Origin of the sequence: Tissierella pigra, from assembly GCF_009695605.1 — a bacterium.
Lineage (GTDB): Bacteria > Bacillota > Clostridia > Tissierellales > Tissierellaceae > Tissierella > Tissierella pigra.
In genome coordinates, this window is the sequence record NZ_VUNQ01000001.1 from 121,977 (window position 1) to 135,052 (window position 13,076).

The 13,076-nt window shown below is 29.1% G+C and carries 11 protein-coding genes; all 11 read right to left on the reverse strand.

Annotation, left to right across the window (positions count from 1 at the left end):
• Window positions 1-3: 3 nt before the first annotated feature.
• Entirely contained in the window at window positions 4-270 is a 267-nt protein-coding gene (gene rpsO / locus FYJ83_RS00670; protein ID WP_154438084.1) for a 30S ribosomal protein S15, read from the reverse strand.
• Window positions 271-394: 124 nt separating this feature from the next.
• Window positions 395-1,309 carry a bifunctional riboflavin kinase/FAD synthetase gene (locus FYJ83_RS00675; protein ID WP_154438086.1) on the reverse strand — a complete coding sequence of 305 codons (915 nt, stop codon included), beginning with the start codon at window positions 1,307-1,309 and terminating at the stop codon, window positions 395-397.
• Between the two features lie 10 nt (window positions 1,310-1,319).
• A complete protein-coding gene (gene truB, locus FYJ83_RS00680; RefSeq protein ID WP_154438088.1) occupies window positions 1,320-2,207 on the reverse strand; it encodes a tRNA pseudouridine(55) synthase TruB in 888 nt (295 codons plus the stop codon).
• A gap of 8 nt (window positions 2,208-2,215) precedes the next feature.
• Window positions 2,216-3,187: a DHH family phosphoesterase gene (locus tag FYJ83_RS00685; protein ID WP_154438090.1), complete on the reverse strand. Its 972-nt coding sequence runs from the start codon at window positions 3,185-3,187 to the stop codon at window positions 2,216-2,218.
• Window positions 3,177-3,557, reverse strand: coding sequence for a 30S ribosome-binding factor RbfA (rbfA, locus tag FYJ83_RS00690; RefSeq protein WP_154438092.1), 381 nt, complete (start codon window positions 3,555-3,557; stop codon window positions 3,177-3,179). The genes FYJ83_RS00685 and rbfA overlap by 11 nt, the downstream gene beginning before the upstream one ends.
• A 43-nt stretch (window positions 3,558-3,600) precedes the next feature.
• Complete coding sequence (gene infB / locus FYJ83_RS00695) at window positions 3,601-5,697, reverse strand: translation initiation factor IF-2 (RefSeq protein ID WP_154438094.1); 2,097 nt, start codon at window positions 5,695-5,697, stop codon at window positions 3,601-3,603.
• 47 nt (window positions 5,698-5,744) lie between these two features.
• On the reverse strand, window positions 5,745-6,008 hold the full coding sequence (rnpM, locus tag FYJ83_RS00700; protein ID WP_154438096.1) for an RNase P modulator RnpM: 264 nt from the start codon (window positions 6,006-6,008) through the stop codon (window positions 5,745-5,747).
• 11 nt (window positions 6,009-6,019) lie between these two features.
• Window positions 6,020-7,066: a transcription termination factor NusA gene (nusA, locus tag FYJ83_RS00705; RefSeq protein ID WP_154438098.1), complete on the reverse strand. Its 1,047-nt coding sequence runs from the start codon at window positions 7,064-7,066 to the stop codon at window positions 6,020-6,022.
• 14 nt (window positions 7,067-7,080) lie between these two features.
• Window positions 7,081-7,545 (reverse strand): ribosome maturation factor RimP, encoded by a 465-nt coding sequence (gene rimP, locus FYJ83_RS00710; protein ID WP_154438100.1) that lies wholly within the window; start codon window positions 7,543-7,545, stop codon window positions 7,081-7,083.
• A gap of 156 nt (window positions 7,546-7,701) precedes the next feature.
• Window positions 7,702-11,976 carry a PolC-type DNA polymerase III gene (locus FYJ83_RS00715; protein WP_154438102.1) on the reverse strand — a complete coding sequence of 1,425 codons (4,275 nt, stop codon included), beginning with the start codon at window positions 11,974-11,976 and terminating at the stop codon, window positions 7,702-7,704.
• A 42-nt stretch (window positions 11,977-12,018) separates the two neighbouring features.
• Complete coding sequence (gene ispG, locus FYJ83_RS00720; RefSeq protein ID WP_154438104.1) at window positions 12,019-13,068, reverse strand: flavodoxin-dependent (E)-4-hydroxy-3-methylbut-2-enyl-diphosphate synthase; 1,050 nt, start codon at window positions 13,066-13,068, stop codon at window positions 12,019-12,021.
• Window positions 13,069-13,076: the final 8 nt, after the last annotated feature.

The window sequence follows — 13,076 nt, forward strand, 5'->3', positions numbered from 1 at the left end:
TTATTAACCTCTGATTCCTAGTTTTTCAATTAAAGAACGATATCTTTCAATATCATTGTTTTGCAGATATTTTAAAAGACCTCTTCTTTGACCTACCATTTTAAGTAATCCTCTTCTTGAATGGTGATCTTTCTTGTGAGCTTTTAAATGCTCGTTTACAGAATTTATCCTATGAGTCAAAATCGCAATTTGTACCTCTGGTGAACCTGTATCACCTTCGTGTAATTTGTACTCATTAATAATCTGTTCTTTAATTTCTTTTGTTAACATAATTAATACACCTCCAAAATTTTTAAATACTCCAGAAGCTGCGTAAAACGCTGAGGATACGCTAAACGAAGCTTTTGGTAACCTTGCAATATAATATTATCATAATAAATAGCAAATGTAAATATTAATGTTTCAATTTAACCATTTCTATATCTAAATTCATTTGATTTATTAGCTCTTCTTTACTCTGGAATTTAATATCTTCTCTTAAAAAATCTATAAATTCTACTTCTATTATTTGACCATATATATCTTCACTGAAATCTAATATATAAGTTTCAATCTTTAATATATTTTCATCAAAAGTAGGATTAAATCCTATATTTGTAGCAGATAAATATCGTTTATTATTTATTATAGTATTTGTAATATATACTCCATTTTTAGGGATTACATAGTTATCTATAGGTTCAGTATTAGCAGTAGGAAAACCTAATTTATTACCTCTGTTTTTTCCTGTAACTACCTTGCCTAAAATAGAATATGGATGTCCTAACATTTTAGTAACTTCATTTATATGTCCAAATACTATTAATTTTCTTATGGCAGAACTGCTTATAATTTCATTATTTTTATAAACTGGATCTAATACTATTACATCTATATTATACTTTTCTCCAAGTTCTAATAAATAACTTGAGTCACCTGAAGCTTTATATCCAAATTTATAGTCAAATCCAACTACTAATAGTTTACCATTCATCTTATTCATAATGATATTTTTAATAAAATCTTCTCCTGACAATTTCATTAAGCTATCATCAAAGTCTAAAAGATAAATAATATCAATTCCTAATTCTTCACATATTTTAAACTTTTGTTCGTTACTTGTTATTATATTGGGTTTATTATTGTCTATAATAGTCTTTGTATGATTTTTAAATAATAAAAGAGAAGACTTAATGCCCAATTCCTTAGCCTTAGAAATCATAGCATTAATTAACTGTTGATGTCCAATATGAATACCATCAAAGTTTCCTAAGGCAATGGCAGTATCAAATCTTGTCTCTTTATAATTGGATAAATCAATTATTTCCATATATATCACCTTATATCATTAAAACTTTCTCCATTTTCAAATAGAATTTGGAATCACTAAGCATTATTTTTCCTATTCCTATAAATGTTTCTTTACAGTAGACTCGATATAACTTATTGACCATATTCTCATCAACATCAACATGTAAAACAACGCCATTAATTAATTTAAAATATAAATCGTCTGATATAACAAATCTATCTATATGTTCCAATGCTTTATCCATAGGGGTAATTATTTGTAGAATTTCATCATAATTTAACTTTTGAATATATTCAATACTATAGGAATTTTCAATCTTAAAATTTCCTGCAGCTACTCTTAGTAGATATGACATATATCCATAAGTTCCTAAATCCATTCCTATATCATCACATAAAGTTCTAATATAAGTTCCTCTAGAACAACTAGTATGAAATATAATCTTAGTACAATCTTCTATATTCAATATATTTTGACTATATATTTTTATATTTCTAGGAGTACGTTCTACAGTTTTTCCTTCTCTGGCTAACTCATAAAGTTTCTTTCCCTTATGCTTTAAGGCAGAATACATAGGTGGCAATTGAGATATATCACCTATATATTTTGACATAGCAGATATTATCTCGTTTTCTGTTACTAACTTGTTAGAGGAAGATATTACTTTTCCATCTCCATCTTGAGTATCAGTTCTATAACCTAAAGTTAGCTCACCTATATATTCTTTATTACTATCTAAAAGATATTCTGCAATTCTAGTACCTTTACCTATACATAATGGTAATACTCCAGATGCATTAGGATCTAATGTTCCAGTATGTCCTATTTTTTTTGTTTTAAGTGTTCTCCTCAATAAATTTACTGCATCGTGGGAAGTCATTCCCCTTGGTTTAAAAAAATTAATTACACCATTCATAGTACCACCTAAAATACCTTTTTCATTTGTTCTAATACTAAATGTTCAGCTGTGGCTATTGGCTCATTAATAGTACAGCCTGCTGCTCTAATATGTCCTCCGCCATTGAAATTAGCACAAATTTCAGCAACATCTGCATATCTTTTGCTTCTCATACTGACTTTTATTTCTTCTTCTTCAATTTCCTTTAGTAAAATTGCTACTTCTATTGAGGATATTTCTCTTATAAAGGAAATTATTCCTTCCGTATCCTCCATTTTAGCATTTGAATTATTTAGCATTTCTTGAGTTACTTTTATTATTCCTACTTGATTATCATAGTGAAATTTCAAAGTCTCTAATATTTTTATAAATAGTTTTGTTTTCTCAATACTTCTACTTTGATATAGATTGATATTAATATTACTTTTATCAATACCTGTTTTTATTAACTCAGCTGCTATTTCATGAGTTTCAGATGTGGTATTATCATACATAAAACTTCCAGTATCTGAACTTATTGAAGTATATATACAAGAAGCAATATCCTTATCAATAATAATTCCTATCTTCTTTATTAATTCATATACTAATTCTCCAGTAGCGGCTGCATTACTATTTACTATATTGATATCTCCAAAGTTAGTATTGCTAATATGATGGTCTATATTAACAACATTTTCTATTTTATCTAAAAGTATTCTATTTTTCCCAAGTCTATCTTCATCACTTGTGTCTAAAGTTATAAATAAATCTATTTCCATATTATCTTCATAGTCTATTATTTTGCTTATACCTGGAAGAAATAAAAAATCTTTAGGTATATCATCAGTTTTAAGTATAAAAACTTTCTTATTGATTTTTTCAAGTGCATTCCCCAAGGCAAGAATAGATCCTATATTATCTCCATCAGGACTAACATGAGAAGCAATTCCAATATTTTTGCTATTTTTAATTAAATCAATTGCTAAATCAAATTGACTTTCAATACTATTTTTCATCACTATTATCTCCAGAATTTTTTGAGTCTTTATTAACATCATCAATTAATTTAGACATATAAATACCATGTTCTATAGACTCATCTAAAACAAATATTGGTTCAGGAGTATATCTTAAATCTATTTTACCGCTGATTTCTTTTCTTATGAATCCCTTAGCACTTTCTAAGCCTTTAATTGTATTTTCTTTTTCTTCTTTATTTCCAAATACAGATATATATATTTTCGCATAACGCAAATCTCTAGTTACTTCTACTTTTGTTACAGTAGTAAGGGAATTAACCCTTGGATCTTTAAGACCATTATATATCAATTCAGAAACAACCTTTTTTACTTCTTCTGAAATTCTACTAACTCTTTTCTCGTTCATTTAGTCACCTCTATTTCTCAATTTCCTTAACCTTTCAAAATGTTTATTTATCTTGAACCTCTTTAAGAATATATGATTCTAATAAATCTCCATCTTTAATATTATTATAGTTTTCTAATCCTAGTCCACCTTCATATCCAGATAATACTTCTCTAACATCATCTTTAAATCTTTTTAATGATGAAACATTACCTTCAAATATAACAATATCATCTCTTAGAAGTCTTATTTTTGAATTTCTAGTTATTTTTCCATCTAATATATATATACCAGCTATAGTATTTCCATTTGGTAATCTAAAGGTAGCTCTTACTTCAGCTCTTCCTATTACTTCCTCAACTATTTTAGGTGCATGCATACCTTTAATTGCTGCCTGAATATCTTCTATAGCCTCATATATTACTCTATAAGTTCTTATGTCAACTTTCTCTCTTTTAGCTACTTCAATAGCATTTAGATTTGGTCTAACATTAAATCCTACAACTATAGCATTAGATGCTGAAGCTAATATTACATCTGATTCAGTAATTCCACCTACACCACCGTGTATAATATTGGTTTTAACTTCATCTGTATCAAGCTTTTCCAGCGATTGTTTTAAAGCCTCAATAGAACCTCTTACATCACCTTTTATAATAATATTTAAATCTTTAATTTCACCAAGCTTTATTCTTTCAAACAAATCATCTAATGATATTTTTTGATCTGATCTCATTTGTTCAGCTCTAATAATTTCCTTATTTTTTTCACCTATGATTCTAGCAGTTTTTTCATCATCCACTGCATACAATAATTCTCCTGCATTTGGTACTTCAGATAATCCTAGAATAACTACTGGAGTAGATGGGCCTGCCTTTTTAACTCTTTTACCTTTGTCATCAAGCATGGCTCTAACTCTACCAAAAGAAGACCCTGAAACAACCATATCTCCTACTTGTAGTGTTCCTTTTTGAACCAATACAGTAGCCAATGGGCCTTTACCTTTATCAAGCTGAGCTTCTATTATTGTTCCTACAGCATTTCTATTTGGATTTGCTTTTAATTCCTGTATTTCTGCAACAAGTAAAATCATTTCTAGTATATCTTCTATTCCTTCACGATTTTTAGCTGACACAGGTACTGTTATGGTTTCTCCACCCCAGTCCTCAGGTACTAAGCCATTTTCTACTAATTCCTGTTTAATTCTATCTACATTGGCTGTAGGTTTATCCATTTTATTTATAGCTACGATTATTGGAACATTGGCAGCTTTTGCGTGATTTATAGCTTCAATGGTTTGTGGCATAACTCCATCGTCAGCTGCAACTACTAATATTGCAATATCTGTTATCTGTGCTCCTCTAGCACGCATCGATGTGAAAGCCTCATGGCCTGGAGTATCTAAAAAGCATATCTTTTTATTATTGATATTAACAGCATAAGCTCCTATGTGTTGAGTGATTCCTCCTGCTTCTGATTTAGTTACGCTAGTTTCTTTAATTGCATCTAATAGAGATGTTTTACCATGGTCAACGTGGCCCATTACAGTTACTATAGGTGCTCTTGCTTTTAAATCTTTAGGATCATCTTCATAATCCAAACTAAATTTTTCTTCTATTGATTCAACACTTTCTTCTACAGTTTCTTGTATTGTAAGTTCTACACCAAATTCTTCTGCAACTATTACTGCCATGTCTGAATCTATAGATTGATTTTGATTAACCATTACTCCTAAACCTATTAATTTAGAAATGATTTGTGAAGGGCTTACTCCTATTTTATCTGCTAAGTCTTTTACGATTATATTATTTCCTATTTCTATAACAACCTCATTCCTTTCTGTGCTAATTATAGTATTTTCTTTATCTATACTATTATTCTTTTCTTTATGTTTGTTATTTTTCTGTTTTTTGTTATTTTTATTACTTTTAATGTGTTCACTGTTTTTATCATCTTCAAATTCTTCTCGTTCCTCTTCCATATGAGGATTTTCTCTTTCATCTTCCTCAGTTAATAATGATCTTATTATATTCGCTTCTTCATCTTCTAAAGTACTCATATGATTACCTACTGTTATCTGTAGATCTACAATTTTTTCAATTAAGTCTTTACTGCTAATTCCTAATTCCCTAGCTAATTCATATACTCTAATTTTTTTCATATTATATACCCCCTATTATCTTTGAAGGTGATATTTCCTACTTCTTCTTAAGATTTAACCATGTTTTTTAAATCTTCATATATATCATTTGATACTTCTACCTCTAAAGCTCTAGATAATTTCTTGCTTTTTTGTGCAATTTCAATACACTCAATATTTGAACAAATATATGCTCCACGGCCATTTGCCTTTCCTGTTAAGTCAATAACTGCCTCTTGTTCACCATTTCTTACTACTCTTATTAATTCTTTTTTAGGTTTACCTTCAGCACAAGCAATACATTTTCTTAGAGGAATCTTTTTCTTTTTCAAATAATCACCTCTTATTCACATTCTTCTTTATATTGAGATTCTGATTTAATGTCTATTTTCCAATTTGTTAATTTAGCTGCTAATCGAGCATTTTGCCCTTCTTTTCCTATAGCTAATGAAAGCTGATAATCTGGTACGACTACAACGGCAGACTTTTCTTTTTCATTAGCCATTACTTTTAGTACCTTAGATGGACTCAAACTATTTGCTATAAATTCTTCTATATCTTTACTCCATATTACAATATCTATTTTTTCGCCTTTTAATTCATCTACTATTACTTTTACCCTACTACCTTTAAATCCTACACATGATCCAAGAGGATCTACATTAGGATCTTTAGAAAAAACTGCAATTTTTGTTCTAGAACCAGCTTCTCTCGATATTGAAAATATTTCTACTATACCATCGTTTATTTCTGGAACTTCTAGTTCAAATAATCTTTTAACTAGATTGGGATGAGATCTTGATAGTATTATTTGGGGACCCTTTGTAGTTTTCTTAACTTCCAAGATAAGTAATTTAAATCTATCACCTTGATTATATTCTTCTCCATCTATTTGTTCCACAGGTGGTAATATAGCCTCTGTTTTACCTAAATCTATATATACATTGCTTTTACTAATTCTTTGAACTTGACCAGTTATTATTTCATTTTCTCTGTTTATAAATTCATCGAAAATAACATCTCTTTCTGCATCTCTTATTCTTTGTATAACTACTTGCTTAGCAGTTTGAGCAGCTATTCTGCCAAAATCCTTCGGTGTAATTTCTATTTTGATGAAATCTCCAATTTGGAATTTATCATCTATTTGTTTTGCTTCATCTAAACTTATTTCTAAATATTCGTTATCTATTTCTTCTACCACTTCTTTCAAAGCTATTACTTTAACTTTTCCAGTAGTTCTATCCATTTCTACTTCGACATTCTGTGATGCACCAAAATTTTTTTTATAACTAGAGATTAGTGCAGACTCAAGGGCATCAAATATTACTTCTTCTGAAATACCCTTTTCTTTTTGAATTTCACGAAGAGCATTGATAAAATCTCCATTCATTCATTAAACCTCCCTTAAAATTTAACAGATAATTTAATTACAGCGACTAATTCTCTAGGTATCTCTATAATAGTATTAGTTTCTGTTTTTAGTATAATTGAACTTTCATTATAATTATCCAAAGTTCCCTCTATTAGTTTTTTACCATCTAATGCTTCATAAAGCTTTACTTCAATATCTTTTCCTATATTTCTTTTTAAGTCTTTATCAGTTTTTAAAGGTCTGTCTAATCCTGGAGATGAAACCTCTAAATAATATGCTACTTTAATTGGATCTTTTTCATCTAATATATCACTTAATAACTGACTCATTTTTTGACAATCGTCTAAATTTATTCCACCTGGTTTATCTAAATATACTCTAAGAAAATAGCTCGGACCTTCTTTTACAAACTCTATATCCACTAATTCATACTTTAATTCTTCTACTAATGGTTCGCATATTTCCTTAATAATTCCTAAAACACCTTTTTTATTCAATTAATTCACCTCCATAGATATTTAGAGTAATCTAAAACAATTTTAAAAGTAGAACTTTCTTATTCTTTATAAAAAATCAAGAGTGGGCTACCCCACTCTTTTTCAGAAAAAAAATTTACTTTTGCCAAATTAATTATATCATAGTTTAAGGAAAAATCAAATATTAAAAAGACTTATTTGATTACTTAGTGGCAAATCTCCTAGACAACCATGGTTATTTAAGACTTCTAAAACAGGTTTACTTACTTTACCACGGTTAATCAAATCTTCTCTAGAGATAAATCTAGATATATTTCTTTCTTCTACAATTTTTCTGGCAACATTTTCTCCTAACCCTTCTAAACTTTTAAGTGGTGGTAAAATTCCATTTTCATCAATAGTGAATTTATCACTATCAGATTTATAAAGATCTACATTTTGAATCTTATAACCTCTAGCATACATTTCCAGTACTACTTCCAAGACAGTCAAAAGATTCTTCTCCTTTGCTGTCATATCATTACCTAGTTTTTCTAGTTCCTCAATCTTAGTCTTAACCGTTTCCTTACCTTTTATAACTAAATCTGCATCAAAATCACTTGCTTTAATTGTAAAATAAGTTGCATAGAATGCTTCTGGATAATAGACTTTAAAATATGCTATTCTAAAGGACATCATTACATATGCTGCAGCGTGAGCTTTAGGAAACATATATTTTATTTTTTTACAAGAGTCTATATACCATTCTGGAACTTTTAACTCTCTCATTTGGTCTTCTTCTTCCTGAGTTAAACCTTTTCCTTTTCTTACATTCTCCATAATTTTAAATGATTTCTTGTTATCCATTCCCCAATTAATTAAATTTAACATGATATCTTCTCTTGTAGAGATTACTTTACTAAGAGGAGCAATATTATTTTTAACAAGGTCTTGAGCATTATTAATCCATACATCTGTTCCATGAGACAGACCACTAATTCTTACTAGTTCTGAAAATGTTTTTGGCTGAGTTTCAATGAGCATTTGTCTTACAAATTTAGTACCAAACTCTGGAATACCTAATGTACCTACTTCACAATTTATATCTTCCTTAGTTATTCCTAAAGATTCAGTACTAGTAAACAACTTCATGGTATTAGGTTCATCCAATGGGATATTTGTAGGATCTACTCCAGTAATATCTTCAAGCATACGTATAATAGTAGGAACATCGTGTCCTAGAATATCTAGTTTTAGTATTCGACCACTAATTGCATTATAGTCAAAATGAGTAGTTATTACTCCTGACTTTTTATCGTCAGCTGGATATTGTATTGGTGTAAAGTCTAAAATATCTTTATATTTTGGAACAATCATTACTCCACCAGGATGTTGTCCTGAAGTTCTCTTTATTCCAGTACAGCCTTGAACTAACCTATTAATTTCAATTGGATTAACATTTATATCTCTTTCCTCAAAATACTTTTTGACAAATCCATAGGCTGTTTTATCCGCTATAGTTCCAATAGTTCCTGCCCTAAAAACATAGCCTTCCCCAAATAACTCCTCTGTGTATTTATGGGCTACAGCTTGATATTCTCCAGCAAAGTTTAAGTCAATATCTGGCTCTTTATCTCCTTCAAATCCTAAAAAAACCTCAAATGGAATATATTGTCCATCTTTATTTAACTCATTATCACATTGTGGACATATTTTATCTGGAAGATCAGCCCCTGAAGCTATAGACCCATCATCAAAGAACTCGTTATATTTACATTTTGGACACACATAATGAGGTGCCAATGGATTTACTTCTGTAATTCCACTCATAGTAGCTACAAAAGACGAACCTACAGACCCTCTAGAACCAACTAAATATCCATCCTCTAATGACTTCCAAACAAGTTTTTGAGCAATTATATACATAACTGCATATCCATTCTTAATTATAGAGCCTAATTCTCTTTCCAGTCTTTTCTCTACAATATCTGGTAAAGGTTCTCCATATACTTCTATTGCTTTTTCATATGTGATTTTTCTTAATTCTTCTTCTGCACCATCTATAATAGGTGGAAAAGTACCTTCTGGTATAGGAATTATTTCTTCTACCATATCATTTATTAAATTTGTATTATCTATAACAACTTCTTTTGCAATATCTGATCCCAAATATGAAAATTCTTCTAACATTTCATCTGTTGATTTAAAATATAAAGGGGGTTGAATGTCAGCATCTTGAAATTTTTGTCCTGACATTATTATCCTTCTATATATTTCATCTTCTGGATCTAAAAAGTGAACATCTCCTGTAGCAACTACAGGCTTATTATTTTCTTTACCTAGTTTATATATCCTTTTATTTATATCTCTTAATTGTTCTTTATCTTTTAAAATTCCTTCTCTGACTAGGTACATATTATTTTCTATAGGTTGAATTTCCAAATAGTCATAAAACTTTACAATATCTATTATCTCATTGTTACTTCTATTTTTTATTATTGCCTTATATAATTCTCCTGCTTCACAAGCACTTCCTATTATTAGTCCATCTCTATTGGCTTCTATAAGAGATTTTGGAATTCTAGGTCTCCTATGAAAATAATTTATATGTGATTCGGAAACTAATTTATATAAATTTTTAAGTCCAATTAAATTTTTAGCAATTATTATTATATGAAATGTCTCTTCTTTAGATATATCCTTATTGGAACCTAAGCTATTAATTTGATTAAAATTTATTATATTTTTTTCTTCCAACATATTTAAAATTTTAAGAAATATTTCTGCAGTAGCAGTAGCATCATCTACAGCTCTATGGTGATTTAACAAACTTACATCTAGATGTTTAGCTATGATATTTAGCTTGTGACTTCTTAAAGAAGGAAAAACAGCCCTAGATAATTCCAGTGTATCTAGTACTGGATTATCTAAATCAATATTATATTTCTTCATTTTTTCTCTAATAAATCCAATATCAAAAGACGCATTATGAGCAACTAAAACATCTTCTCCTATAAAGTTTTTAAAATCTTTAATTACTTCACCTATAGTTGGTTTATCTCTTACCATATCATCTGTAATTCCAGTAAGATTTGTAATAAACTCTGGTATAGGTCTTTCAGGATTTATTAACTGACTATAAGTATCTATAATTTCTCCATTTATAATTTTAACAGCACCAATTTCAGTTATCATATCATTTATAGGAGACAAACCTGTGGTCTCTATATCAAATACTATATATGTGGAATATTCCTTACTTTCATCATAGTTAGTCACTATTCCTTTTTTATCATTTATTAAATAACCTTCCATACCATAAATCATCTTTATTCCTAAAGACTTACTTAAACTCATGGCCTCTGGAAATCCTTGGACTACTCCATGGTCAGTTATGGCCAATGCTTTGTGACCCCACTCCTTAGCACGAGTAGCAAGTTTCTTTAAAGAGGAAATTCCATCCATTGAACTCATTTGAGTGTGAAGATGTAGTTCTACTCTTTTTTCATCAGAAATATCTTTTCTTTCTTCCTTGTCAACTTTATTAAGTGATTTTAACATTATAACTATACTTTTAGAGTAATTATCAAATATCACATCTCCTGATAGTCTTACATAGGAGTTACTATTTACGTTGCCAAGAAAATCTCCAGCCTGATCTTCTGATAAAAATACTTTGGCAGTAATGGAATCTGTTGAATCAGATATATGAAATGTGACTAATGTTTTATTACCTTTTATATCTCTACTTTCTATATGAAAAATTTGACCTTCTATAGTACATGAACCTGTCTGCATATTTATAGATTTTATTTTCATAGGTAAATCTTTTATTTGTTTACCGTATATATAATACTTATTGGAAACAACTGCTGCTTTATTTGGGGAACTATTTTTGGGAGATTCAATAGTATTACTAATTATACTAATAGCCATTTCTTTTTCTTCAGCAATTATCGTATCCATAAAATCCTCTTCTTCTATAAAACTATTATCTAAAATTCTTATAGATATATCTAGATTTAATTCTTCTTTAAGTTTAGTCTTTATATTTTCAACTAAACCATTTTTCTCCATAGAATAACCTGCCATTTTATTTGGTGGACAAATTGTAAGGGAGTCATTACTGATCTCCCATTTTAAATCATCAATCCAAGAACTACTGGATTGAATTTCTTTTTTTATAATTTCTAAAAGATTTTCTTCATAAAATTTTATTTTATCTGTAATGCTACCTGTAATATTATAATTGAATTTTAATGTAGTATTAAAATCAACAAATTTTTTACTAATTATACTTTGAAGTTTATGAAATAAATTATCATTAACTAAACTAGAAGATTCCATAGAAATAATTAAATCCATGGTGGATTTAATTATTTCTACTTTATTAATAGTTATACCTATAGAATCTATTTCATTTACTTCCTCTTTTTTTATTAATTGAGAAATATATATTTTATTTTTTTCCATTTGTAATTTATACCCCCTTATCCTTATTGGGATATTTGAATATTATAGCTTTTCTATTTCTTTCAATAATTCATTTAACAATTCTTCTTCCTTAACTTTTTTTATTATCTCACCTTTTCTAAATATCAATCCTTCACCTTTTCCACCAGCTATACCTATATCCGCTTCTCTAGCTTCACCAGGACCATTTACAGCACAGCCCATTATAGCAACTTTTATATGTTTATTGATTCCTTCAAGTCTCTTTTCTGCTTCTTCAACTATATTTATTAAGTCTATATTTGTTCTACCACAAGTTGGACAAGAAATTATCTCCAAACCTTCATTTAGCAAATTAAGTGATTTAAGAATTTCTCTCCCTACTTTCACCTCTTCTACAGGATCTCCAGTTAGAGAGATTCTTATGGTATCACCTATACCCATAGACAGTAATGTGCCTATTCCAACAGATGATTTAATAGTTCCTCTCCACAACGGACCTGCCTCAGTAATTCCTAAATGAAGTGGATAATCGACTATATTAGACATCTTTTCATAGGCCCTAACAGTTAACGGCACGTTACTTGCTTTTAATGAAATTTTTATATCATAAAAGTCCATTTCTTCTAATAATCTAATTTGTTCCAATGCACTATAGACCATAGAGTTTTCATTTACTCCCTGGTATTTGTCTAAGAACTCTTGTTTAAGTGAACCTGCATTTACTCCTACTCTTATGGATATATCTTTTTCTTTACAAGCTTTCACTACTTCTCTAACTCTATCTAATGAACCTATATTACCTGGATTCAATCTAAGACCATCAATTCCATATTTTATGGATTCTAAAGCTAGTCTATAATCATATTGAATATCTGCAATCATAGGGATATTAATCTGTTTTTTTATTTCTGCTATTGCCTTAGCATCTTCTAAGTCTGTAATGGCAGATCTGATAATATCGCAACCTGCATTTTCTAGTCTCTTTATTTGTGCCACAGTTGAAGTTATATCTTTTGTTAAAGTATTTGTCATTGATTGAATGGAAATAGGATTATCTCCACCAATCAATATATCTCCAACTTTTATTACTTTAGTCTTTTTTCTATTCATTTTTATCA